At 73.3% G+C, this 24,096-nt stretch carries 24 protein-coding genes and 1 tRNA gene; 17 read left to right on the top strand and 8 right to left on the bottom strand.

The window, feature by feature from the left end:
- The first annotated feature begins 186 nt into the window (after positions 1-186).
- Positions 187-942: a hypothetical protein gene (locus ACG2DA_RS03655; protein ID WP_395254111.1), complete on the top strand. Its 756-nt coding sequence runs from the start codon at positions 187-189 to the stop codon at positions 940-942.
- A 105-nt stretch (positions 943-1,047) separates the two neighbouring features.
- Here ACG2DA_RS03655 and ACG2DA_RS03660 read toward each other — a convergent pair whose 3' ends face one another.
- Positions 1,048-2,556: a dihydrolipoyl dehydrogenase family protein gene (locus ACG2DA_RS03660; RefSeq protein WP_395254112.1), complete on the bottom strand. Its 1,509-nt coding sequence runs from the start codon at positions 2,554-2,556 to the stop codon at positions 1,048-1,050.
- 146 nt (positions 2,557-2,702) lie between these two features.
- On the opposite strand from ACG2DA_RS03660, the gene ACG2DA_RS03665 reads away from it, so the two are divergent.
- From ACG2DA_RS03665 to ACG2DA_RS03695, 7 genes are all read left to right on the top strand, one after another.
- Complete coding sequence (locus ACG2DA_RS03665; protein WP_395254113.1) at positions 2,703-3,176, top strand: hypothetical protein; 474 nt, start codon at positions 2,703-2,705, stop codon at positions 3,174-3,176.
- Positions 3,177-3,329: 153 nt separating this feature from the next.
- Positions 3,330-3,800: a PA2169 family four-helix-bundle protein gene (locus ACG2DA_RS03670; RefSeq protein WP_395254114.1), complete on the top strand. Its 471-nt coding sequence runs from the start codon at positions 3,330-3,332 to the stop codon at positions 3,798-3,800.
- A gap of 224 nt (positions 3,801-4,024) precedes the next feature.
- Positions 4,025-4,354: a hypothetical protein gene (locus ACG2DA_RS03675; protein WP_395254115.1), complete on the top strand. Its 330-nt coding sequence runs from the start codon at positions 4,025-4,027 to the stop codon at positions 4,352-4,354.
- 46 nt (positions 4,355-4,400) lie between these two features.
- Positions 4,401-4,994, top strand: coding sequence for a hypothetical protein (locus ACG2DA_RS03680; protein ID WP_395254116.1), 594 nt, complete (start codon positions 4,401-4,403; stop codon positions 4,992-4,994).
- The gene (locus tag ACG2DA_RS03685) at positions 4,991-5,239 is read left to right on the top strand and encodes a hypothetical protein (RefSeq protein WP_395254117.1); all 249 of its coding nucleotides are present in this window, start codon (positions 4,991-4,993) and stop codon (positions 5,237-5,239) included. The genes ACG2DA_RS03680 and ACG2DA_RS03685 overlap by 4 nt, the downstream gene beginning before the upstream one ends.
- A 49-nt stretch (positions 5,240-5,288) precedes the next feature.
- Positions 5,289-5,753 (top strand): phage holin family protein, encoded by a 465-nt coding sequence (locus ACG2DA_RS03690; protein ID WP_395254118.1) that lies wholly within the window; start codon positions 5,289-5,291, stop codon positions 5,751-5,753.
- Positions 5,750-7,216 (top strand): AI-2E family transporter, encoded by a 1,467-nt coding sequence (locus ACG2DA_RS03695; protein ID WP_395254119.1) that lies wholly within the window; start codon positions 5,750-5,752, stop codon positions 7,214-7,216. Before ACG2DA_RS03690 ends, ACG2DA_RS03695 begins: the two co-directional genes overlap by 4 nt.
- Positions 7,217-7,234: 18 nt before the next feature.
- On the opposite strand, the gene ACG2DA_RS03700 is transcribed toward ACG2DA_RS03695, so the two are convergent.
- Positions 7,235-8,857: an alkaline phosphatase family protein gene (locus tag ACG2DA_RS03700; protein ID WP_395254120.1), complete on the bottom strand. Its 1,623-nt coding sequence runs from the start codon at positions 8,855-8,857 to the stop codon at positions 7,235-7,237.
- Positions 8,858-9,015: 158 nt separating this feature from the next.
- Between ACG2DA_RS03700 and ACG2DA_RS03705 the strand changes: the two genes are divergently transcribed.
- The 4 genes from ACG2DA_RS03705 (at position 9,016) to ACG2DA_RS03720 (ending at position 12,965) form a co-directional block, all read left to right on the top strand.
- On the top strand, positions 9,016-9,564 hold the full coding sequence (locus tag ACG2DA_RS03705) for a hypothetical protein (protein WP_395254121.1): 549 nt from the start codon (positions 9,016-9,018) through the stop codon (positions 9,562-9,564).
- A gap of 257 nt (positions 9,565-9,821) precedes the next feature.
- Entirely contained in the window at positions 9,822-10,505 is a 684-nt protein-coding gene (locus ACG2DA_RS03710) for a hypothetical protein (protein WP_395254122.1), read from the top strand.
- Positions 10,506-10,578: 73 nt separating this feature from the next.
- The gene (locus ACG2DA_RS03715) at positions 10,579-11,538 is read left to right on the top strand and encodes a hypothetical protein (protein ID WP_395254123.1); all 960 of its coding nucleotides are present in this window, start codon (positions 10,579-10,581) and stop codon (positions 11,536-11,538) included.
- A gap of 89 nt (positions 11,539-11,627) precedes the next feature.
- On the top strand, positions 11,628-12,965 hold the full coding sequence (locus ACG2DA_RS03720; RefSeq protein WP_395254124.1) for a polysaccharide biosynthesis/export family protein: 1,338 nt from the start codon (positions 11,628-11,630) through the stop codon (positions 12,963-12,965).
- Positions 12,966-13,027: 62 nt separating this feature from the next.
- Here the strand turns inward: ACG2DA_RS03720 and ACG2DA_RS03725 are convergent, their stop codons facing one another.
- Positions 13,028-13,528 (bottom strand): hypothetical protein, encoded by a 501-nt coding sequence (locus ACG2DA_RS03725; RefSeq protein WP_395254125.1) that lies wholly within the window; start codon positions 13,526-13,528, stop codon positions 13,028-13,030.
- Between the two features lie 129 nt (positions 13,529-13,657).
- Positions 13,658-13,731: transfer RNA gene (locus tag ACG2DA_RS03730), tRNA-Asp, on the bottom strand.
- Between the two features lie 201 nt (positions 13,732-13,932).
- Between ACG2DA_RS03730 and ACG2DA_RS03735 the strand changes: the two genes are divergently transcribed.
- Both ACG2DA_RS03735 and ACG2DA_RS03740 read left to right on the top strand, forming a co-directional pair.
- Positions 13,933-15,405 carry a hypothetical protein gene (locus tag ACG2DA_RS03735; protein ID WP_395254126.1) on the top strand — a complete coding sequence of 491 codons (1,473 nt, stop codon included), beginning with the start codon at positions 13,933-13,935 and terminating at the stop codon, positions 15,403-15,405.
- A gap of 33 nt (positions 15,406-15,438) precedes the next feature.
- Complete coding sequence (locus ACG2DA_RS03740; protein WP_395254127.1) at positions 15,439-16,428, top strand: adenosine kinase; 990 nt, start codon at positions 15,439-15,441, stop codon at positions 16,426-16,428.
- A 174-nt stretch (positions 16,429-16,602) separates the two neighbouring features.
- Here ACG2DA_RS03740 and ACG2DA_RS03745 read toward each other — a convergent pair whose 3' ends face one another.
- From ACG2DA_RS03745 to ACG2DA_RS03755, 3 genes are all read right to left on the bottom strand, one after another.
- Positions 16,603-16,800, bottom strand: coding sequence for a hypothetical protein (locus tag ACG2DA_RS03745; protein ID WP_395254128.1), 198 nt, complete (start codon positions 16,798-16,800; stop codon positions 16,603-16,605).
- Between the two features lie 121 nt (positions 16,801-16,921).
- The gene (locus tag ACG2DA_RS03750; RefSeq protein WP_395254129.1) at positions 16,922-17,176 is read right to left on the bottom strand and encodes a hypothetical protein; all 255 of its coding nucleotides are present in this window, start codon (positions 17,174-17,176) and stop codon (positions 16,922-16,924) included.
- A 1-nt stretch (position 17,177) separates the two neighbouring features.
- A complete protein-coding gene (locus tag ACG2DA_RS03755) occupies positions 17,178-19,352 on the bottom strand; it encodes a 30S ribosomal protein S1 (RefSeq protein WP_395254130.1) in 2,175 nt (724 codons plus the stop codon).
- A gap of 333 nt (positions 19,353-19,685) precedes the next feature.
- On the opposite strand from ACG2DA_RS03755, the gene ACG2DA_RS03760 reads away from it, so the two are divergent.
- From ACG2DA_RS03760 to cls, 3 genes are read left to right on the top strand one after another with little or no spacing between them, the layout of a single operon-like run.
- Positions 19,686-20,291, top strand: a complete 606-nt coding sequence (locus ACG2DA_RS03760) for an isochorismatase family protein (protein ID WP_395254131.1) — start codon at positions 19,686-19,688, stop codon at positions 20,289-20,291.
- Positions 20,288-21,358, top strand: a complete 1,071-nt coding sequence (locus ACG2DA_RS03765) for a DUF368 domain-containing protein (protein WP_395254132.1) — start codon at positions 20,288-20,290, stop codon at positions 21,356-21,358. The genes ACG2DA_RS03760 and ACG2DA_RS03765 overlap by 4 nt, the downstream gene beginning before the upstream one ends.
- A gap of 5 nt (positions 21,359-21,363) precedes the next feature.
- Positions 21,364-22,893 carry a cardiolipin synthase gene (gene cls, locus ACG2DA_RS03770; RefSeq protein ID WP_395254133.1) on the top strand — a complete coding sequence of 510 codons (1,530 nt, stop codon included), beginning with the start codon at positions 21,364-21,366 and terminating at the stop codon, positions 22,891-22,893.
- A 40-nt stretch (positions 22,894-22,933) separates the two neighbouring features.
- Here the strand turns inward: cls and folP are convergent, their stop codons facing one another.
- Positions 22,934-23,821, bottom strand: coding sequence for a dihydropteroate synthase (folP, locus tag ACG2DA_RS03775; protein WP_395254134.1), 888 nt, complete (start codon positions 23,819-23,821; stop codon positions 22,934-22,936).
- Positions 23,822-24,096: the final 275 nt, after the last annotated feature.

Here is a 24,096-nt window from a genome sequence, read left to right on the forward strand (position 1 = left end):
GAAGGGGGGCGGGCGGATCGTCAGAGCGGTTCAAGCGGGCGAAGCGGTTCTGCCGAATGGACCGACGGACCGACCGGTCCGAGCAGCGCCCCCCCGGCCGGCGCCCCCGCGGACCGTCCCCGACCGCCGGGGGCCCGCCGGGCCGCCGGATCGGTCCGTCCGTCGCCCGTCCTGAGGAATTCCGACATGCCCCGCCTCGCCGCAACCCTCTCCGCCCCCGCCGTGGCGATCGCGGCGCTGGCCGCGGCGCACGCCGGGGCCGCCGTCGGCGCCGCCGCCCCGTCCGACGCCGACGGCGTCGTGCGGCTCCACGTGCCCGCCGCCGCCCCCCAGGCGGACGCCGCCGACTCGCCGGAAGGCGTCGTGATCCGGGCCCAGAACCGCGGCGGCCGCGGCTTCGGTCGGTCCCACGACCGCTCCAGCGAGCCCGCCCGACCGACCGCTCAGCCGACCGCCCCGCCGGTCGCCCCCGCCCCCGTCCGCCCGGTCTCCGGCGTCGTCGAGTCGCACCCGGTCCACAGCGGCCCGGTGCATCACGGCCCCGTGCACAGCGGCCCCGTGCACAGCGGCCCGGTCCACAGCGGGACGGTGCACCACCCGGCGCTGCAGGGCGAACCGCACGGCGGCTACGCCGACTGCCCGACCTGCTACGGCCACTGCCCCCCGCACGGCTGCCCGACCTGCTTCGGCGTGCCCGGCCTGCCGATGTGCCCGCCCTGCGGCCTGTTCGGCCGGGCCCACGGCGCCTTCCACCACGGCGGGACCTTCGTGCCGGAGCACCGCTACGAGTACTCCTACGACGCCCCCAAGGGCCTGCTCTACCCGCCCGGCGCCGACCCCCGCGTTCCCGGCAAGATGGGCCCGATGCCCGTCGTCCAGTACCCCTACTACACCACCAAGGGGCCGGACGACTACTTCCACGACCGCGACGGCGAGTTCTGAGCCGCTCCGCGGACGCCGCCGGCGCCAAGCGATCAGGAACCAAGGGGTCGGCCTCGCCGCCGCCCCTTGGTTCTTGTTTTTCGGTCCCTTGGAACGTCCCCGCCGTCACGCCTTCTCCGCGGCGTCCTTGACGAACTCCGCGGCCAGCGAGGGGTAGACCAGCGGCACGGCGGCGAGGTCCCGCAGCGTCAGGCCGTGCCGCATGGCGACGGCGAACAGGTTGATCAGCTCCGCCGCCCCCGGGCCGAGCAGGTGCACGCCGAGCAGCGTGCCGCCGTTCGGCTCCAACAGCATCCGGTAGCCGGCGCACGGCTCGCACAGCTTGCGGAGCGCCCCCTTCGTGCCGAGGTCCTCCTCGATCAGGCGGAAGGGCACGCCGCGGTCCTCCGCCTGCTCGACCGTCAGGCCGACGGCGGCCATCTCCGGCTCCGTGAACACGGCGCTGGGCAGCGCCTCCACGTCCGGGGCGGTCGGCTCGCCGGTCAGGAGGGCCCGCAGCACCGCCTCGCCGTGGGCCTCCGCCACGGGGGTGAGCATCGGGTGGCCCAGCCCCGCACAGTCCCCCGCGGCGAACGCCCGCGGGTGGGACCGGCTGAGGAGCCGGTCGTCCACGGCGATCCCCCGTTCGTCCCAGTCGATGCCGGCGGCGTCGCAGTCGAGGTCCGCCACCGCCGGCACGCGGCCGGCCCCGTGCACGACCATGTCGCAGGGAATCCGCAGCGCTTTGCCGTCCTCCCGCTCCGCGGTCGCCACGAACGAGCCGTCGGCGGCCCGTTCGATTCCCGTCAGTTTCGCCCGGCACTCAAACCGGGCGCCGAGGGCCCGCGTGCGGTCGGCCAGCCGTTCGGAGAGTTGGGCGTCGAACGGCGAAAGCAGATGCTGGCCCGTCTCCACGATCGTCACCTCCCGATCGGCCCGCAGCAGGGCGTGGGCGAACTCCAGCCCGATGTACCCGCCGCCGACGATCACCACCCGGCCCGGCAGGTCCGCGGCGGCGAGGAAATCGTCGGAGCGGATAACGAATTCCTCCCCCGGCACGTTCAGCGGGGCGGGCTGCGAACCGACGGCGATCACCGCCTGATTGAACCGCAGCGTGACGCCTGGCTCCTCCCAGTCGCGGTCGTCGGGATCGGCGGGGCCGGGGTAAGACTCGACGACCAGCGTGTCCGGTCCGGTGAAGCGGGCGGCGCCGGCGAAGCAGTCGGCCCCGGCGTCTCGGAACTGCTCCAGCCGGCTGGGCGGAACCGGTTCGGTGAAGCTCTCCTGAAAGGCGTGCAGCCGGGGCCAATCCAGGCCCACGCCGGCCCCGCCGTTCACCAGCAGGCCGTCGGCCCGGCGGGCGAAGTCGACGGCCTTGGCGGCGTTCAGCAGCACCTTCTTCGGGTTGCAGCCCCGCAGGGCGCAGGTGCCGCCGAACGCCCGGCGGTCGATCGCAGCGACGGTCTTCCCGCTGCCCTTCAACCCGCTGACGACCGTTCCCGCCGCCGGGCCGCTGCCGATCACCGCCACGTCGTAGGCACGCGGGGCGGCGGACGGCGACGGGGCGGACGCTGCGGGCATGTCGGCGGCGGAGGCGGAGGCGGAGGCGAGAAGCGGGGCGTGCGGTCCCTGCATCATTGCGGTCGGGGCGTCGCCCGTTTCGGGGGGATCGTCCCGTCGTCGCGCCCGGGTTCGGCCCGGGGCGACGTTCCGCGGCCGGCGGGATAATGGCACGCCATCGATCTCCGGCCCTCACCGATCCCTCACAGGCGCCCCCAACCGTGTCGTACAAGACCGTTCGAGAACTGTTCCAGCACGTGGAGCGTTGGCAGCAGCGGGTGGAGGAGTTCTGCGAGGAGGTCGCCGACCGCTCTTCCGACGAACGCACCACGGCGATGATGGACTACTTCGCCGGGCACGAGCGCGAGTTGCGTCGCATCCTCGACCAGTATCCCAAGGACGAACGCAACGGCCTGCTGGACACCTGGATCCAGCACACCAGCGAGGACGACGTCCGCACCTTCTTCCAGAAGGTCAACCTCGACCCCGATCAGTCCCTCGACGAGGCGACGGCCACGGTCGTGGAGTTCGACGACAAGCTCCGCGACATGTACCGCACGCTCTCCGAAAGCAGCCAGGTCCCGCCGCGGGTGCAGGCGGTCTTCCAAAACCTGCTGGAGGCCCAGGAATGGCAGACGCTCCGCAACTCCTGGAGCGCCTCCGACAGCGAGCAATACAGCGAGGGCGTCGCCTGAGGCGACCGTCCGCCCGCATCGCCGAGGCCCCCGAATCACCGAATCACCGAATCGCAGAGTCACCGAACCCGTCGATCCGGCCCGCCGCGGCAGGGGCCTCCCCTGACTGCCGCGAATCACTCCCCCGACGCTCCCCCGACTCCCCACCGAATCATGGCGCTCGAAACCAAGACGAACCTCTCCGACGAGTCCATCAAGCACCTGCAGGACTTGATCCAGATCAACATCGACAGCAAGAACGGCTTCGCCGAGGCCGCCGAGCAGGTCGGCGACGACCGGATCGCCGCCCTGTTCCGTCAGGTGGGCGAGATCCGCGGCAAGAACGCGGACGAGCTGCAGGGCTTGGTCGCCCTCAACAACAAGGAGCCGCAGGAACGGGGCAGCATCGCCGCCGCCTTCCACCGCACCTGGCTGGACCTCCGCAGCAAGCTGTCCGGCAGCGATAAGGCCGCGGTTCTGGCTGAGGCCGAACGCGGCGAGGACCACATCAAGGCCCAGTACGAAGAGGCCGTGAAGTCCGACCCGGGCAGCGCCGTCAGCGACGTGCTGCACCGCCAACTGGCCGAGGTGAAGGCCCACCACGACCAGATCCGCGACCTGCGGGACGCGTATCAGGCGGCCTGAATCGCGACCGCCCCGCCGAGTCGCACGCCGGCCGTCCCGCCGCCCGCGGGAGGGCCGGCGTTTCGTTTGGCCCCCCGCCCCGCGGGAACGCCCGGCGGCGGGGGGGCGCCGGGGCGAAGGCTGGGACTTTCCCTCATGCAACCCGGCCCCCGTGCGGGTGTGATAGAGTTCGAGCGCGGGACGTCCCTCGCCCCCGCCGCCCCCCTCTCACCGGACACCATCCGATGCCCGAAGGCGAATTCGATCAAACCGGCTCCGGCCTGTACACGCCGGACCCCGACGCGGGGCACGACTCCGCCGACGTATCCGACGAGCAGTTGCTGGCCCGCTACCGTCAACAGTTCGAGCAGACCGCCGCGGAGTACCCCGCCGGCACGGTGCTCTCGGCCTTCGGGCTGGGCGTCGGCTTCGGCGCCGCCTTGGGCTTCGCCCTCGGCCGGATCGTCCGCGAACAGCCGCCGAGCCTGCCGAACCGGGCGGAGCAGCTGGGCGAGAAGATGCTCGCCTCGCTCCGCGAAGTCGTGCCCGAGAGCGTGGCCCGCTACCTCGACTGACCGCCCCGGGTTCGGTCCGCCCCCCGTCCGCCGCACGGTCTCCGCCTTGGTTTCGCCCCGCCCCCCCGTCCCGCCCGGCTCCCCCGGGCCCCGTCCCGACGCCGCCGACCTTCACGCCGCCGATCCCGCCGCGTTGTTGGCCGCGATGGCGGGGGTGCGGGACCGGGCGGACGGTCACGCGGCGGACCTGAACGAGGCGATCCGGCGGTCGAAGGACTGGACCTGCTACGTCCGCTCCGCCCCGCTGGCCTGCGCCGCGGCCGCCGCGGTCGCCGGGTACCTCGTGGTGCCGGCGAAGCCGCGGAAGCCGAAGGTCGTGCGGGCCAAGGGCAAGCGGTCCTCCGGCAAGTCGACCGGCAAGTCGTCCGACGCCTCCGGCGCCAGCCCCGCGGAAGCGGTCGAGCGGCCGGTCTCCGGCAAGGGGCCGTGGATGGGTTTGGCGGCGGTGATCGGCAACGTCGCGGTGCGGGCGGGCACGGCGTACCTGTCCCAGAAGGCCGGTTCGATGTTCGGCGAGTCCGTCGCCGACGCGGAGCGGAAGACGGAGTCCTCCCGGAAACAGGCCGCCCCGAACCCCCGCGGCGACGACGCCCGCACCTCCGAACGCAACGCCGACCGTCCCTTCGGCGGACCGCGATGAACCGTTTCCCCCGTCCCCCCGCCCTCGCCCCGCCCGTGAACCCGCCCCCGCCGCGGACCCCGCCGCCCCGCCGGCCGGCCGGTACGCTCCCCTCGGGCCTGTGGCGGCCCGCCGCGGGGATCCGCCCGCCGGAGCCCGGCCTGAAGGACGTCGCCGCGGGATGGGTGGCGAATCACCCGGCCGCCGGCCTCGGCGCCGCCGCGGCCGCGGGTCTGGTCCTCGGCTGGCTGCTGAAGCGCCGCTGAGCCCGCCGCGACCGCCGTTCTCCCCCGTCTTCCCCCCGCCCGTTCGCCGATGTTCACCTCCGGCCGACCGCCGCTGCCCCCCGTCGAGTTGGGTCGGACCGGGTCGGCGTTGCTGTCGGACCTGACGGAGTTGGGCGAACTGCAGGCGAAACTGCTCGCCGCCGACGCCAGGATCGCGGCGAAGCGGTCGGCGGGCTCGCTGGCGTTGGTGGCGGTCGGCGCCGTGCTGGCGGCCTCCGCCCTGCCCGTGCTGCTGGTCGCCTGCGCCTACGGCCTGCACGCCCTCGGGCTGCCGGAGTGGGCGGCGTTCCTGATCGCCGCGGCGGTCGGCCTGGTCGTCGGCGGCCTGTTCGCCTGGGCCGGGTGGAAGGGACTGTCGAGGGCCCTCCGCACGTTCCGCCGCAGCGGCGACGCGTTTTCACAGAACCTCACCTGGGTGAAGGCCTCGCTGAACGGGCAGTCGCCCGCTCCCCGGCGGCCCGCCCCCGCCGGCCCGGCGACGACGCCCCGATGACCTCCCCCCCGGCCGACGCCGACTCCTCCGCCGCCGATTCGCCGGTGGCGCCGTCGCAGGTCCCCTCTGAACTGCCGGCGCTCCCGCCGCTGACCGCCGTGCCGCCGGACCTCGCCCCGCCGGGCGGCTCCCTGCCGGCGCCGGCACCGCTGGACCCCGGCTGGACGACCCGCACGCGGGCGCTGGAGGTGTTGGCGGCGCTCGCGGTAGCCTACACGCTGTTCTTCGCCCGGGCGGTGTTGCTGCCCTTCACGCTGGCCTTCGTGCTGGCCCTGCTGTTCCGGCCCGTCGTGCGACACCTCCGCCGGCGCTGGCACCTCAACGAATACGCCGGCGCCGCGGGGGTGCTGGCGGGGACGCTCGGCCTGCTGGCGTTCGGCCTGTTCCTGTTGGCGGTGCCGGCGGAGGACTTCGTCCGCGGCATCCCGGAGAAGGTGGACGCCGCCACGGTGAAGCTGCAGGACGAAAAACTGTTCCGCAGTTTTCAGTCGATCCAGCGGAAGCTCAGCAATTCCGGGGAGCTGTCCCTGCCCGCGGAGCCGCCGCCCCCTCCGCCCGTCGGCGACGAGGAGTTAGACGGCGAGGACCCGAACTACGCGGCCCTCGGCGCCGCCGGCCCCGCCGTCGCCGAGGAGGTCCGCGAGGCCGGCGGCGTGGAGGCGGAAGTCGACGAGGACGTGCCCGCCCTGGTGGTCGAGGAGCGCCCGCCGAGCCTGCTGAACCGAGTGTTCAACGACGCCCCGGAGGCCTTGGGCGGGTTCGCCCTGGCCTTCGTGTTCCTCTACTTCCTGCTGGCGGAGGGGGACGCGATCCTCAACAACGTGATCGGCCTGCTGCCGACGATCGCCGACAAGCGGGAGGCCGTCGGCCTGACCCGGGCCGCCGAGAAGGGCGTCAGCCGCTATCTGATGCTGGTCTCGGCGATCAACGCGGCGCTGGGGGTCTGCATCGGCATCGCGATGTGGCTGGTCGGCCTGCCGAACCCCGTGCTGTGGGGGGTGATGGCCGGCCTGCTGAACTTCATCCCCTACGTGGGGGCGTTCGTCGGGGCGGCGGTGGTGTTTCTGGTGGCCTATCTGGAGCCGGAGTTCTCCTTGGGCGAGGCGGCCCTGGCCCCGCTGTGCTACATGGGGATCAACCTGCTGGAGGGCAACTTCGTCACCCCCGCGGTGCTGGGCAAAACGATCGCCCTGAACCCGCTGATGGTGCTGCTCAGCCTGGCGTTCTGGGGCTGGATCTGGGGGCCGACCGGCGCCGTGCTGGCCGTGCCGCTGCTGTCGATGACGAAGATCGTCTGCGAGGACGTGGAGGCCCTGCGACCGCTGGCCCTGTTGCTCGGCCCGCGGTTGGACCGGGAAAGCATGGCCGCCGCGAACGACACCGCGAAGACGGACGCCGTCGCAACCGACGCCGCGACCGCGGACGCCGCCGGTTCGAACGCCGCCGCCGTCCCGGCCGCGTGAACCCGCGAGGGGCGCCGCTCAGTTCAGCACGCGCCCCTGGCCCGGCTCCCAGGGCGGTTTGACGTTCAAACACCGCATCGCCAGCGGGACGACGTCGACGGTGCGGGGGCGTTCCGGCATGGACACGTCGTCCGGCAGCCCGCCGAAGAGCAGCGGGCTGGCGCTGTCGAACAGGTGCAGCGAGCCGTGCGACCCGCCGGCGTGCGTGGTGGTGCGGGGCAGGCGGAACTCCGCCCCCGGCGCCGCCGTCGCCCACAGGGCGCCGCTTTCGGGGAAGAAGGAGGTGACGATCCGCTCGAAGGCGTTCGGGTAGTGGGGGAACCGGATCAGGTCGGCGCCGTCCCGGCCCCCGCCGGCGGTCACCTCGCCGTCCACCACGGCGAGGTCGCCGTCGTAGCGCCAGCGGTTGCCGTAGTCGTCGTCCGCCGTCGCCCAGCCGGGGGCGTCGGCCGCCTCCGGCCCGCTGGCGGGCGTGAACCGCAGCGTGCCGCGGTCGGCGGCGACGTGGAACGTGGTCGGCTCCTGCCCCGGATTCGGACCGCCGGCCCGCCGGACGGGCGTCCGCCAGATCGCCTGGTCGACCCGCTCGCACTTCAACAACGCGTCGCGGACCTCCTCCAGCGAGGGACCGTCCTCCGACAGGTAGATCTGGGCGGCCCGCATGTTCGGACAGGCGAGCAATTCTTCGCCCCGATCCCAATCGTCGCCGCCGTACGCCAGGGAGTAGTCGGAGAGGACCTCCGTGAGGTCGATCTCCCGGGCGGCGGGATCGTCGGCGCAGTCGGTCTGACTGTGATCGCCGGTCATCAGGAAGGCGAACTTCTCCAGGAAGCCGTCCACGCCGCCGAACAGGGCGAACAGCCCGCCGAGCGTCCGGTCCACGTCCTCCAGCACGGTCAGGGCGTTGCGGGGGCCGTCGGCGTGGCTCTCGAAGTCGTTGTTGGGAAAGTAGGCGAGGGTGAACGCCGGCGGCCGGGAGCGGCCGAACAGGTCCAGCAGGAAGGCGGAGGTGGCCGCGTCGTGGAATCCGTAGCGGCGGGTCGGTCCGCCGGGCGCGTCCAGCGGGGCGCCGCCCTCAACGCCGCCGGAGCGGCAGAAGTCCGCCAGCGTGAGCACCGTCGGCCCGGTCAGTTCCTTGGCGAACTCCAACCCCGGGGCGAGGTCCAACTCCGCCGGCGGGGCGATCTCGTGGCGGTGCGGGCCGCGGAACCACATGCTGTTCAGCGCCGCGGTGGGGTGCCCGGCCTCCTCCAGCATTTCGAAGACGGTCGCCGCCTGGAGGCGGTGGAAGTTCAGCCCGATCTGGAAGTCGTTGACGTACCGGCCGGGGTTCTCCGCGAGGATGGTCCAGACGTCGTCGCCGTAGTAGACGACGTTTTCCTCCTCCGGGTCGTACCAGTAGGCGCCGGCGATGTGGCTGCGGTCCGGGTACTGCCCGGTGGAGAGGGCGCAGGTGGCCGCGGGGGTGATCGAGGGGAAGATCGAGGTGCAGTCCCACCGCACCCCGCCGCGATCGGCGACGGCGGCGAAGTGCGGCAGCTTGCCGTCCTCCAGCGCCGGCCGGACCACCCGGGAGGCGAGGGCGTCGACGATCACCTGCACGACCGGCTTGGGCGGTCGGGGTTCGACAGTTTCGGACATCGGGGGGCTCGGGGGACGGTCAGCAGGCGTGTTGCACCCTAACCTACGGTCCCCCGTCCGCCTGTCGACGGCCGCCCCGCCCCCGACGTCCCCGGGCGTCCCCCCGGCGCCAGCGTCCGCTCGGCTCCGGCGTCCGCCCCCGTTTTGATCGGTCCCCGATGTCCTCGCCCGTGGAACCCTCGCCCGCCGCCGCGTCCGATTCCGGGGAGGCCCTGCCCGTGCGGGCGGCGCTCGTCCCGGACGTGCTTGCGGCCGACCGGGTGGTCGAGCAGTTGCAGGACGCCGGGTTCTCCGTGAAGGAGATCACTGTGCTGTGCAGCGACGAGGTGAAGGAGGCCCACTTCCGCCGCTTTGAACACGAGGACCCGGCCGGCGACCACGCCGCCGAAGCCGCGACCGCCGGCGGGGTGGCCGGCCTGCTGATCGCCGGCGCCGTCGCGGCGGTCGGGGCGGCGACCGGCGGGTTGGCGGTCATCGGGGCCGCGGCGGTGGCCGGCGCCGGCGGGATCTCCGGCAGCCTGATCGGGGCGATGCTCACCCGCGGCTCCGAGGGGGAACTGGCGGACTTCTACGACCAGGCGGTCCGCGAGGGGCAACTGCTGATCGGCGTCGAGGCGCACGGCCGGGACGCCGCCGCCCGCCTCAAAGCTGCCGAGACGATCTTCGAGGCCGAGGGCGTGAAGTCGGTGTCCCTCTCCGACGGCTGAGCGAACCGGCCCGGCGGGCGTTTCCCCTGCGGTTCCAGACGCTTCGGGCGCGAACCGGGTCGGCTTCGCCCGCGAACGGATGAGGGGAATGGCACCGGCCGGGAGGTTTCTGAGGATTTTTTCGGAATTCGGGGCGCGCGGGGTGATGGCGCGCGAGCGATCGGGCCGATGACGACGGGGGAGCCCGGTTTCGGCCGGCCCCGCAGTCCGTCCCGCAGATCCCACCCCGCGTCCCGACGCGGGCCGGAGGAGCCCCCGTGCCGACCCGAACCTCCTGGCGACTCGCCGCCGCCTGGCGGAGCGCCCGCCGCCCCGCCGTCGTTGCGGTGGCCGCGGCGGCGCTCGGCACCGGCGGGTGCTCGGCGCTGCAAACGCCCAGCATGACGGGCGGGAAGAACGCGGCGGCCCGCACGCTCAGCCCGGAGCAGCTCCGGGAAGTCGCCGCCACCTTCGAGGCGCAGGGCCGGCAGGCCCGGGCGGACCGCCTCTTCGCGGTCGCCGACCGCCGCGCCGGCGTCCCGGCCTCCCGCCCCGCCGCCCCGACCGGGGTCGAACCGCGGGTCGAGCCGCCCTCGCCGGTGCCCCTCGCCCCCACGCAGCTCGCGGAGGCGTCGCCGGTCGCGGCCGCGCCCGACGCGGGTGCGGTGCGACCGGTCTCGGCGGAGACGAAGCCCGACGCCCCGGCGCCCGTCTTCCAGGCCCACGCGGAGATCCCCGCCGCCCCGGCCGGTCCGGCCGCGGTCGAACCCCGGGCGGACGCGGCCGAGTGGGGGCCGACGAGCAGCGGGGCCGAATGGCGGCCGATCGCCCGGCCCGACGGCCCGGCCGCGGAGCCCGACGGATTCCGGGTGCGGCGGGTGCCGACGCTCGACGCCGCCGCGGCCCCGCCGCCCGGCTTCCGGCCGATCCCCCGCCTCGACCCGGTCGCCCCCGCCCCGTGACGCCCCGCGGGGGTTCGTCCCCCCGGCTGGCCCCCCGCGTACGGCTCCCCCACGGCCCTCCCCGAAGCGTTCCATGTCCCGCCCCCGCCGCCCCGCCGCCCCGGACGCGCCCCGGCGCCCGTTCCCCCTGGCCCTGTGGCTGATCCCCGCCGCCGCCGTGGCGACGCTGGTCGGCTGCGTCGGCAGCGCCCGCGAGGGGTTCCGGGAGGCGACGGTCCACCTGCGGGCGATCCACGCCGCGGAGAAAGCGTTCCTCCACCGCGGCGACCTGTTCCACAACTGCTGTTCGTCGCCGCTGGACTTCAAGCACGGGTTCAAGGACGGCTACGTGGAAGTGGCGCTGAACGGCGACGACGTGTGCGCCTCCCCCACGCCGCCCTCCTGCTACTGGGGCTGCTCGACCGGGGACGCGTGCAGCCGCACCGAACTGCTGAACTGCTACTACGACGGCTGGGCCCACGGGGCGATCGCCGCCGCCCAGGACGGGATCGTGGGGATGAACACCGTCCCGATCCGCAACGTCTGCGGCGGGTACGGGAACATGCCGCCCGGCTTCGATCACGCCCCTGGCCAGCCCCCCTACGGCGGGCCGGCGCCGTTCGCCTCCCCGGGGTCGGAGGGGCCGGGGACGTTCGCCCCGCCCGCCCCGACGCCCGGTCTGGAGGCCCCGGAGTGGGACGAACCGCTGGACGGCGGCCCGACGCCCGCCCCGATCCCCCTGCTTCCGCCCGCCGGCGGCGAGAACAGCGTGGGCGGCCCCGCCGGCGACGACGCCCTGGAGCGGCTGCTCGACGCCGACGGCTACCGCCCGCTGCCGGCTCCCGAACCGCTGCCGGGCGACCCGGCCGAACCGGCCCCGCAAGACCCGGCGCCGCAAATCCCGGCCCCGGGCGACGCCGAGCCGGAGCCGCCCGCGCTTGAGGACCCGTTCTCCGAGGCGGAAGGCCCCGTGACGAACGCGATCCCGACGCTGCACGCCGGCCCGGCCGGCGACGGCCCCCGCGTGACCGCCCTGTGGGGGGCCTCCGAATGATCGCCGTCGCCGCCTCGCCCCCCCGCTTCCCGTTCCGCTCCCCGCCGCTCCCGCCGACCGCCCCGGCCGGGGACCTCCGGACGCCCGACATGCCTGCTTCCCTCCCCTCTTCGCTCGCCGGCTCGCCCGCCGGTCGCCTCGCCGGCCGGTTCGCGTTGCTGCTCGCGGTCGTCCTGCTGGCGCCGGGCTGTCAATCGCTCGCCTCGGGGCCGTTCACGGCCTGTGCGATCGACTCGATCCCGGCCCGGCGGCTGCCGCCCGGCGTGCTGGCCCGGCCGAAGGAGGATCTGATCGACACCAGCAAGGCCCGCCTGCGGCAGCGTCCGCAGGAAGTCTACACCCTCGCCGCCGGCGATACGCTGGGCGTGTACATCGAGGGCATCCTCGGCGACGAGGATAGCGTCCCGCCGGTGAACTTCCCGGAGGACGCCAGCATCCCGCCGTCGATCGGCTTCCCGGTGCCGGTGCGGGAGGACGGGACGATCTCCCTGCCGCTGATCGCGCCGGTCTCCGTGACCGGCTCCACCCTCGCCCAGGCGGAGGCGCTGGTCCGTCAGGCCTACATTGAGGGGAACATCCTTAAGCCGGAGGCGCTGTCGAACACCGGCATCATCGTCACCCTGCAGCGGCAGCGCGAGGTGCGGGTGCTGGTGATCCGCGAGGAGGCCGGCGGGGCCCAGAACCCGACCGAGAACGACGCCGGCGGCAAGAGCGGCTCCGGCTACCTCGTCGATCTGAAGGCCGGCGAGAACGATCTGCTGACCGCCCTGTCCGCCACCGGCGGGCTGCCCGGCAACGAAGCGCTGAACGAGGCGATCATCTTCAAGGGCGGGGAGGCCGGCGGCGCCGACTTCGACGCCCGCGTCGCCGCCTTCCGCAGCCGCCCGAACCCCTGCGGCTGCAAGCCGCCGCTGCCGGACCCCTACGGCCCCGGTGCGATCCGCATCCCCCTGCGGTTCTTCCCGGAGGACCCGCCGACCTTCACCGAGGAGGACATCACCCTCGAAGCCGGCGACATCGTCTACGTTCCGGCCCGGGATCGGGAGAAGTACTACACCGGCGGCGTGCTGGGCGGAGGCGAGTTCCTGCTCCCCCGCGACTACGACCTGAACATCCTCCAGGCGATCGCCGCCGCGAAGGGCTCCATCGGCACGTCCGGAAGCGGGCTGAGCGGGCTGAACCTGTTCGGCGGAGGCCGCAACTCCTCCGTGTTCCCGCCCAGCCGGGCGATCGTCATCCGCCAGCTCCCCAACAACTGCGGCGAGATCGTGATCGGGGTCGACCTGAACCGGGCCCTCACCGACCCGCGGGAGCGAATCCTGATTCAGCCGGAAGACGTGATCATCGTGCAGTACACGCTCTGCGAGGAGATCGCGAACACGACCCTCAACCTGCTCCCGGCCCTGCTGTTGCGGGGGGCGCTCTGAACAGGGGGGGTGAAGCGGGTGAGCCGCCCTCTTGAAGAGGGCGGCTCACCGACGGGGCTTGCTCAGCCGTCGTCCCGTTTCTTGTAGCCGCCGCCGCCGGAGGAGTAACCGCCCCCGCCGCCGGAATACCCGCCGCCGCCGCCCTGGTAGCCGCCTCCGCCGCCGGAGTACCCGCCGCCGGAGTACCCGCCGCCGGAGTCGCCGCCGGAATCCCCGCCTTTGTAGCCGCCGCCGCCGCTGCTCCCGCCGCCCTTGTACCCGCCGCCCCCGCCGCTGCCGCCGCCCTTATAGCCGCCGCCGCTGGACTTGAAGCCGCCAGCCTTTTTGAAGGGGGGCCGATCGGCGAAGGGGGCCTTCGGCTTGGGTTCGTCGAGGCGGCGCTTCAGGCCGTTGGGCTCCTCGCCGGCGACGCGGCTGACGGCGACGTGCACCTCGCGGATGAAGTCCGCCAACCGGCTCGGCTCCATCTCCCCCGCCGGGCCGTTGAGATACGCTGCGACGAGGTTCACGGTGCTGTCGAGCACCGGGTTGCCGGTGTCCTGGAACGGGCGGGGGGTTTTCATCGCAGTGAGCGGGCGCGGGAACGAACGGGCGCGAAACGAACGAGGGGCGATTGACGACAACCGCGGGGCGGATACGCAAACCGCCCCCGGACGGCGAACCGTCCGGGGGCGGCGCTGTGGGCACGGGAGCGAGGCCGACGGGACTTGAACCCGCAACCCCCGGATCGACAGTCCGGTACTCTAACCAATTGAGCTACGGCCCCGTGTGCGACCGGTGGGTTCTCATCGAACCCGACGGTCCCCCGCCGGACACTTGCCGGCGGTGCCGGGTTCGCGTCAGCGGGGCGGTGAGTCTACCGAGGGTCGGCAGATCGTCAACCGACCGACGAGCGAATCCTGCGGACCGTTTCGGGAACCGGTCGGGGAGCCGCCGTTCGTCGGGAGAGTCTCGCTATCCTGCACCGGTGACGCGTTCCGCTCCCCTCCCGCATTCCGCGGCGTCGTGCGCCGCCGCGCTGCTTTTCCTCGCCGGTTCGTTCGGCGCCGCCGGGCTGACCGGGTGCACCGGCGAACCGCCGCCGCCGCCCGTCGCGGACGTCCCGGCCCCGTGGACCCCGCCGGCCGCGGACCTCGCGGAGCCGGCGCCGCGGCCCGACCCGGTCGTGTTCCCTCCCGTCGAGGAGCCCGACGGGGCGGCGGCCCCGTTCCCGGTCGCCCGACCGCGGGACCGGGAGCCGCCGCTGCCGTCGAACGAACGCCTCGCCGCCTTCGGCCTGACCCGGATCGACGGCGACCGGCTGACGGTCGTCACCGATCGCCCCGAACACGGCGAAGACCTGCCCGGCCTGATCGACGCCGCCTGGCCGGCGTGGGTCGATTACTTCGGGGAGCCGCCCCCCCGACGGGACGGCGAGCCCGACGGCCCGCTGATGATCGCGTTCCTGATGGAGGAGCCGGACCGGTTTCGCTCCGCCGGCCTGTTCCCGGACGACCTGCCCCCCTTCCTCACCGGCCGGCAGCGGGGCCGCCGGTTCTGGATGTACGACGTGGAGGAGGACTACTTTCGCAGAGCCCTCACGCTGCACGAGGCGACGCACGTGGTCATGGGCCTGCACGTCGACCGCCGCGACGCCGGGCCGCTGTGGTATCTCGAAGGCATGGCCGAGCGGTTCGGGGCTCACCGGCTCGCACCGGACGGCACGCTGACAGTGCGGGTCGTCCCCGGCGAGGAGGCTGCGGTCGGCGGGTGGAACCGTATCGAACGGGTGCGGGCGGACGCGGCCGCGGGGGCTGTCCCCTCTCTCCGGGAGATCGCGAACCTGTCCGACGCGGACTTCCTCGACGGCGAACGGGCCTACGCCTGGGCGTGGGCGCTGGCCGCGTTCCTCGACGGTCATCCGGCCTACGCCGAGACGTTCCGGACGCTCGCCGAACCGGGCCGGCGGGGCGATCTGTCGGCGTTCGACCCGGTCCGGCGGCAGCTCGAAGCGGAGTGGCCGGCGTTCGTGACGGAACTTGTCCCAAACTACGACGTGGCGGCGAACGCGGCGCGCTTCGCTCCGCCGCCGCCCGGACCGGTGGAGGTCGCGGCCGACGCCGGCTGGCAGCACGCCGGCGTGCGGGTGCAGCGGGGGGACCGCGTGCGGGTCTCCGCCGAGGGCCGGTTCACCCTCGCCGATCAGCCGAAGCCGTGGGAGAGCACGGCGGACGGGGTCAGCATCGACTACCACCGCGGCCGGCGGATCGGCGAATTGCAGGCGGCCGTGCTGGCGGACGCCCCCGCCCCGCCGGTCGGGCTGGCGGAGCCGATCCCGGTGGGGGCCGACGGCGTCGTCGTCGCCCCGCGGGCCGGAACCCTGTACCTTCGGATCAACGACCGCCCGGACCGCCGCGCCGACAATCGCGGCGGCGTCTCGGCGGTCGTCGAACCCGACTGACCCCCGCTTCCGCTTCGCCCCCGCCCCTGTTTCATGCCGCTGAACGTCTACGGTATCGGTAACGCCCTCGTCGACGTGCAGGCGCGGGTGCCGGACGAACTGCTGGCCCGCGTGGGCTACGACAAGGGGGTGATGACGCTGGTGGACGACAGCGTGCAGATCCGCGTGCTGTCGGAACTGGGCGAGATCGACACCTTCCGCTGCGCCGGGGGCAGCGCCGCGAACACGATCCTCGGCGTCCAGCAGTTCGGCGGCACGGCCGCGTACGCCGGCAAGACGGCGGCGGACGAACTGGGCGAGTTCTTCCTGAAGGACATGCGGGAGGCCGGCGTCGTCATTGAGGTGCCCCCCGCCCCGGAGGGCCACACCGGCACCTGCGTGGTGCTGATCACCGAGGACGCCGAGCGAACGATGCTCACCCACCTGGGCGTCTCCGCCGAGTTGGGAGAGGAGGACGTGGTCAACCGCGACCTGGACTCGGCGGAGTGGGTGTACGTCGAGGGCTACCTGTTCGGCACGCCGGAGAACCAGGCCGCGGCCCGGGCGGCGATTCGCGAGGCGAAGCAGGCCGGGGTGAAGGTCGCCCTGACGGTCTCCGACCCGTTCCTCGTCAACGCCTTCAAGGCGGACTTCCTGGAGCTGATCGGCGGCCCGGTCGACCTGCTCTTCTGCAACCTCGAAGAGGCCCGCGGTCTGACGGGCAAGGAATCGGCCCGCGACTGCGCCGACGCCCTCGCCGCCTACGGGCCGCGGGTGGCCCTCACGATGGGCAAGGAGGGCTCGCTGCTGGTCGACCCGCTGGGGCTGGACCACGTGCCCGGCGTGCCGGTGAAGGCGATCGACACGACCGGGGCCGGCGACATGTACGCCGCCGGGGTGCTGTACGGGATCACCAACGGCCTGGAATGGGAGCAGGCCGGCCGGCTGGGTTCGCTGGCCGCGGCGAAGGTCGTCAGCCAAATGGGCGCCCGCCTCTCCGAGCCGATCCCGCAGAGCGAAATCGATAGGGCGATCAAGCTGTGAGTCCCCAACTCGCCGCGATCGTCCCGCCCGCGGGCGTGCGGGACGCCGGTTCCTGTTCGACCTGGGCCGGCGCCAGCCGCTGATCGGCGACGCGGATTCGCCGCCCCAATCCCCGTGGACCCTTGTCGCGTTCCCCACGGCCTCCGCGGCCCCGGGGGGTCAGGCGGGCCGCCGTCACTTCGGCGGCAGACGCTTCTCGTCCCGGCCCAGCTTTTTCGAAACGGCGGCCGCGGCCAGTGCGACGACGCCGAGGGCCAACGCGACCACGCCGGGCACGGGATTGCCGTCGCCGAGCAGAGCGCCGGCGAGCACGATCACTCCCAGCACGGACGCGGCGATACCGAGGGTCAGGGCGACGTTGAAGGGGTTCATCCCGACAGCGTGGCGCAGTGCGGCGGCGGGAACGACGGCGATCGCCCGGGTCCGCCCCCGGGGTGCGCCCCCGGGTTCTGCCGCCGGGGGATTGTCGCGGCCCCCGCGTCCGAGCGGCCGCTCAAACCTCGGGCGGGCCGTCGCCGCGTCGCTCCCGCGCGGCCCGCCGCTGTGCGGCGAACTCCTCCCGCCCCGAACGGCGTTTGTCCGGCGGGAGGGCGCGGGAGAGGGCGTACAGCGAGGTCCCGACCGAAAACACCGCCCCCGCCGCGGCGGCGAGCCGGAACGCGCCCGCGGCCACGCTCACCAGAACCCCAAGTCCGCCGAGGACGGCGAGCAGGAGGCCGAGGTCGTGGGCGAGCAGAACCGGCCGCACCTCACCCGCCGAACTGGCTGGGGTCGCCGAACAGGCCGCCGGCGTTTTTGCCGCCGGTGCCGCCCTTCAGCGGGCCCTTCCGCTGCCGCTCGTAAGCGGGCAGTTCGGGCTCCTCGTCCTCCTTTTTCTTCCGCCCGCCGCGCGGCGCCGCGGAGGCCGGCTTGTCCTTCAGGGCCTTCAGCGAGAGCGAGACCCGTTTGCGGTTCGGCTCGACGGTGAGGACCTTCACCTCAACCTCCTCGTTGACCCGCACCACGTCGGAGACCCGGCTGACCCGCTTGTGGTCCAACTCGGAGATGTGGATCAGGCCCTCGACGCCCTCCTCGATTTCGACGAACGCGCCGAACTCCGTGCAGCGGGTGACCTTGCCCTTCAGCGTGCTGCCGACGGGATAGCTTTCCTCGAGCTGCTGCCAGGGGTCCTTCTCGAGCTGCTTCATGCCGAGCCCGACCTTGCGGCTCTCGGGGTCGACCTTCAGCACCTTGACCTGGATCTTCTGCCCGTCGTTCAGCACGTCGGACGGGTGGCCGATGCGGTTGTGGCTGATCTCGCCGATGTGCAGGAAGCCGTCCACCCCGCCGATATCGACGAAGGCGCCGTAGGGCTTCATCGCCCGGACGATGCCGTCGCGGACGTCGCCCACCTTGAGGGTGTCCCACAGTTCCTTCTCGAGCCCCTTCCGCTCCTCTTTGAGGACGGCGGCCCGGGAGAGGACGAGGTTCTTCTTCTCCGGCTTGACCTCGATCACGCGGGCCTGGAGCCGCTGGCCGACGAACTGGCCCATGTCGGAGACGAAGCCGATATCGATCTGGCTGGCGGGCATGAAGCCGCGCAGCTGTCCGACCTGCACCTGCAGGCCGCCCTTGTTGGTGCCGGTCACGCTGCACTCGACCGTCTGGCCGACGTTCACGCTGTCCCAGTCGCCGGTGACCTTGCGGCGGCCGCGGGGGCTGCTGAGGTGGATCAGGCCGTTCTCGGTGTCGACGCGATCGACGAAGAAGGCGCCGCTGAAGCCCTCCGGCGGGCCGTTGCCGTCCGGATAGTCGGTGCGGGGGATAATCCCCTGCAGGCGGCTGGTCTCCAGATTGACGAAGATGTCGCTGTCGGTTTTGGAGTCCACCTTGCCCATCAGCTTGGTGCCGGGCTCGATGTTCTCCTCGTCGCCGATCTGCGGGGCCGGGGTGGCGGCTTCGTCGCCGCCGATCGGCTGGCCGGGGCCCTTGCCGGTGGCGGGGTCGGTCCCGGAAACGTCCGGGCCGCCGGCGCCGGACTTCTTGGCGCCCGTGTTCATCTGCAGGGAGAGGGCGTCGTCGCTCATCCCGGCGGCGAGTTCCTCCTCGAAGCTCTTGTCGAGCTCCGCCGACTTCGGGATCGCAATGCCCTGCGAGCGGGCCGGCGGGGCCGGGGCGGCCTTCGCGGCGGGCTCGGCCGGGGTCTCGGCCTTCACGAGGTCCTCGCCGCCCAGTTCGCCCTCCTTGGGGACGTGGGGGACGTTCGGCTCCGGGGCGGCGGGCTTGGTTTCGCCGCTGTCGGCGGTGCCCTTCATGCGGGCGGCCAGCGGGGCGGTGGAGGCCGTCGCGGGGGCGGGCGTCTCCTCCTCGACCTTCGGCGGCTCCGCGTCTTCGGCGGTCGCCTTCTCCTCGTCGCCGCCCTCCTTGGTGGCCTTGTCCGTATCGTCGCCGGAGAGGGCGTTGGCGACGGCGGCGACCGCGGCCCCGGCGGCGGCCGTCGCGGCGGTGGCGGCGGCGGCGATGCCGACCTTCGCCGTCGTGCTGAGCCCCTCAGACTCCTGCTCGCCGGTGTGGGTCACGGCCTCCGCGGCGGCTTCCAACTGACCGGGCGCCGGGGCGACGCCCTCGGGGGCCGGAGTCCCGGGAGCCGCCGCCGCAGGCGTCGGGGCGGGGGTCGGCAGTTCCTTCGGCGGCTCCGGCGCCGGGGCGGAGACGCCGGTGTGCTCGACCGTATCGGCGGCGGCGGCCTGCTGCGGCGTGGCCGTCGGAGCCGGGGGAACCGTCGGCGTGGGGCCGGACGGCGCCGCGGCGCCGGGGCTCGCGGGACCGGAGGGAGAAGAAGAGGTCGGCCCGGGCGGGGGCGTGGGCTCGAACTTCTCCGGCGGGGTGGGTCCGGAGGCCGCCGGGGCGGAATCGAGCGGGTTGGTCGAAGGGTCGGGGGTCATCGCCGGCCGGTCCTGTTCTCGTCGTCGCCGACCCCGCCGACCCGTTCGGCTTCCGGAATGGGAGGCCGGGCGGCGAGGCCCTACTGTGTACGCATGAAACGGGGCGCCCCACCAGGGCGGGCACCTCCGTGATTGCGCGCGACGATACGCCCTGCGGCCCGCAATCTCCACCGACCGAGCCGTTGGGGTTGCGTCCGCGAGAAAATGCGCGACGCTCACGACCGCACCGTTTTCCCCGTCGTCACCGATCCGTCCCCTTTCCCCCGGTTCCGGTCCCTGCCGCGGCGGTCCGTCCCGCCGCCGGTCGCCGGTTCGCCCCGTCGGAATCCCGCCGTGCCCGCAGAACGCGACCCCGCCGACCGGCCGGAACTCCCGCCGGAGCACCCCGCCCTGCTGGCGCCCTCGGCCGGGCGGCTGATCGTCGTCGATCTGCAGGCCAAACTCCTGCCGCACATTGAGGACGGCGCCCGCGTCGCGGGGCGGGCGACGCTACTGATCCGCGGGGCGCGGGCCCTCGGCGTGGAGGTGCGGGCCACGGAGCAGGCCCCCGACAAGCTCGGCCCCACCGTGGAGCCCGTCGCCGGGGCGCTGGCGGAGGCGAGCACCGAGCCCGCCGCCAAAACTACCTTCGGGGCGGCCGCGGCGGTGAAGCTCACGGAGGCGATCAGCGATCGTCGGCATCAGGCGGTGCTCTGCGGGGTCGAAACGCACGTCTGCGTCGCCCAGACGGCGCTGGAACTCATGAGCGCCGGCTACGCCGTGCACGTCGCCGCGGACGCCTGCGGGAGCCGGCGGACGCGGGATCACGAGATCGCCCTCGCCCGGCTGACCGCCGAGGGCGCCACCGTGACCAGCGCGGAGGCCGTGCTGTTCGAGTGGTGCCGCTCCGCCAAGCACCCGGCGTTCGCCGCGCTCCGCGACCTGGTGAAGACGGCGTGACGGCTCCCCCGCGGCCCGGCCGCCCCTTCGACCCGAAGACGGACCTCGCCCAGTTCGCCCGGGGCGTGCTGATGGGCGCCGCGGACACCGTCCCGGGCGTCTCCGGCGGGACGGTCGCGCTGGTGCTGGGCATCTACGCCCGATTGGTGACGGCGGTAAGCCGGGTGGACGGACACCTCTTCTCCCTGCTGCGGCGGGGGCGGCTGGCGGAGGTGTGGACCTACCTCGATTGCCGGTTCCTGTGCTGGCTGCTGGCGGGGATCGGCGCCGGGGCGGTGACGTTGGCCAGCGTCACCCGCACCGCCATGGAGACGCAATACGCCCTGACCTTCGCCTTATTCACCGGCCTAATCGCCGGCAGCGTGCTGCTGGTCGCCCGGCTGGTGGGCGAGACGGGACGCACGATCACCGGGTGGACGCCGGGGCGGGTCGTCCTGCTGCTCGCCGCGGCGGCGGGGGCCTACCTGATCGTCGGGCTGGACGCCCTGGAGAACCCGCCGCTCGGGCCTGCGTACCTGTTCGCCTGCGGGGCGATCGGGATTTGCGCGATGATCCTGCCGGGCATCAGCGGGGCATTTCTGCTGTTGGTCCTGGGGGCGTATCACCACGTCAGCGGGTGGGCGAAACGACTGACGGCGGGGGACGTGGACGCGACGATGCTGATCGAGGGCGTCTGTTTCGGGCTGGGGATGGTCCTCGGGCTGGCGCTGTTCTCGAAGCTGCTCCGCTGGCTGCTGGCGACGCACGGGCCGGCTACGCTGGCGGCGCTGACGGGGGCGATGCTCGGCTCGCTGCGGCGACTGTGGCCGTTCGTGGAGCCGCGGCCGGAGGGGGTGTCGTTCAAGGAGTGGCGGCCGGAACCGTACCTCCCCTCCCCCGCCGACCCGCAGACGTGGTGGGCCCTACTGGCCGCCGCGCTCGGGTTCGCGATCGTGCTGGGTCTCGACTGGCTGGGCCGGGAGCGGGCCGAGGAACCCGGCGAACCCACGATGGCCGAGGACGTCCAGACGGATCGCGTGCGGACGGATCGCGTGTCGGGGAGCCGTCCTCTTGAAGAGGACGGCTAACGCCCGTGTTCGACTGGCTCCCGGTGTCCGGCTGGCTGGCCGCGGTCCTGACCGTGGACGGCTATCTGCTCACGCTGGTCCTCGTGCGATGGGTGTTGCTGCTCAAAAAAGACAGTCCGGCCAGCACGGTCGCCTGGATCATGGCGATCGTGCTGGTGCCCTACCTCGGCGGTCTGCTGTTCCTCGTGTTCGGGGTGAACCGGGTGAACCGCCGGGCGGAGTTGAAGGCGATCGGCGACGCCCGCATCGACGCCGTCACCCCGTCGCTGAACGAGTATCGCGTGTTCCCGTCGGAGTCGACGCAGGAGCCGGACCGCACCCTGATGCGGCTGCAAACCGCCGTCGGCCGCTTCCCGGCGGTGGGCGGGAACCGGGTCGAGGTGCTGGACGACACCAACCGCACCCTCGGGCTGATCCGGCGGGAGATCGAGGCGGCGACCTCTTCGATTCATCTCGAGTACTACATCTGGAAGCCGGACCGCACCGGCACGGCGCTGCGGGATTTACTGGTCCGGAAGGCCGCGGAGGGGGTGGAGGTGCGGTTCCTGTACGACGGCATCGGGTCGCTGTGGCTGACCCGGCGGTGGCTCCGGCCGCTGCGGGAGGCCGGGGCGAAGGTGGCGTCGTTCCTGCCCGGCGCCAGCTTGCGGGAGCGGTGGAGCCTGAACCTCCGCAACCACCGCAAGATCGTGGTGGTCGACGGCAAGGTGGCCTTCACGGGGGGGATGAACGTCGGCGACGAGTACCTCGGCCTGGCCCGCACCGGCGGCTGGCGGCACTGGTTCGGCAAAGCGGCGAAGGAGCGGCGCCGCTGGTGGCGGGACACCCACCTGCGGGTCGAGGGGCCGGGCGTCCTCCAACTCCAACAGGTGTTCGCGGAGGACTGGTACTTCGCCACCGGGGTCGTGCTGGGCGAGGAGGAGGAGCACGAAGAGCTTTATCCGGAGCCCGTCAGCCGGGGCTCCGCGATCGTGCAGTGCGTGCCCGGCGGGCCGTCCGGGCCGACGCCCGTCGGGGAGCGGTCCGTGCCGCGGGGGCTGCCGAATCTGTTCTTCACCGCGATCACCGGAGCGAGGAAGACGATCGACCTGACGACCGGCTACTTCGTCCCGCCGCTGCCGATCGTGCAGGCGCTCGAGGCGGCGGCGTGGCGGGGCGTGCGGGTGCGACTGCTGGTGCCCGGGGTGGGCGGCAAGCCGTGGACGATCTTCGCCGGCCGCAGCGACTACGACGTGCTCCTGCGGGCCGGTGTGGAGATCCACGAATACGCCGCCGGCACCCTGCACGCCAAAACGCTGACGATCGACGGCACCTGGAGCCTCGTCGGCAGCGCCAACCTCGACGCCCGCAGCTTCTTCCTGAATTTCGAGGTGAACCTCGCCCTGTTCGACGACCGCACCGCCGAACGACTCGTCGAGCGGTTCGACGCCGATCTGAAGAAGGCGACGCGGATCACCCCCGAGAGCCGGGCCGCCCGCGCCCACTGGCGCGTGCTGGCGGAGAACTTTTGCCGGATGTTCGCTCCGGTCTTCTAGGAGACGAGTCGTAACGCCGAGGCCCCGCGGGGCCTCGGCGTTACGCGGGGCGGGGCGTCCCGGCGACCGCGGCCCAGGCGGCGAGGGCGTCGCGAACGGCGGCGACGTCGTGCACCCGCAGCCAGTCGGCCCCCAGCGAGGCGAGCGCGACCGACACGCCGATCGTCCCGGCGGTGCGTTCCTCCACCTCCCGCCCCAGCAGGGCCTTGAGGAACCCCTTGCGGCTGTGCCCGATCAGCGTCGGCCGGCCGAGCTGCTTCAGCGTCGGCACGCCCCGCAGCAGGGCGAGGTTGTGGGCCGCGGTCTTGCCGAAGCCGATGCCGGGGTCGATCAGCACGGCCTCCCGCCGCACCCCGGCCTCCTCCAATTCGTCCAGCCGCACGGCGAGGTGGGCGGAGACCTCCGCCAGCACGTCGTCGTAACGGGGATCGATCTGCATCGTGCGGGGGTTGCCGACCATGTGCATCGCCACGACGCCGCACCCGCGTTGGGCGCACAGCGGCGTCATCGCCGGGTCGTGCAGGAGGCCGGAGACGTCGTTGACCACCCCGGCCCCGGCGTCGAGGGCCGCGGCCGCGACGGCCGCCTTCATGGTGTCGACGGAGATCGGAACCGCCGTCCGCTCCGCCAAGGCTTCGATCACCGGCACGACGCGGCGGAGCTCCTCCTCTTCCCCCACCGGGTCGGCGCCGGGGCGGGTGGACTCGCCGCCGACGTCCAGCATCGCGGCGCCGGCGTCGGCCAGTTCCAGCGCGTGAGCGACGGCGGCGTCGACCGTCGCCCAGCGGCCGCCGTCGGAGAAGCTGTCGGGAGTGACGTTGACGATTCCCATCAGCCGGGGGACGGCCGCGGGGCCGAAGGTCGCCGTCGCCCCGGAGGCGTCGCGGAACGACCACCGGGCGGCGGGCGGAGTCGCGGGGGAAGACATCGCGGGACGCCAGCGAGAGGCGGGAACGGGAGGGGGGAACGGGAGATCGGGCCGAGACCGCCTTCATAGCGCCCGCCGGCCCGTCCCGGGTGCAGGTGGTAGGGGAAACTCGGAGATTGCCGGATGTGTCCGCTCGTCCGGTCGCGGCAGGCGTCGTGGTCGTTGCGAAGGTTTGGGGGGACTGTCAAGGTTAGGCCGTTCGGAACGACGGGGGACGTCTGCTTTCAGCGACGTCGTCTGTGGTTTCGCGGCGCGAGTCTCATCCGACACGGTGC

Origin of the sequence: Alienimonas sp. DA493 (assembly GCF_043951915.1) — a bacterium.
In the GTDB taxonomy this organism is placed as follows: domain Bacteria; phylum Planctomycetota; class Planctomycetia; order Planctomycetales; family Planctomycetaceae; genus Alienimonas.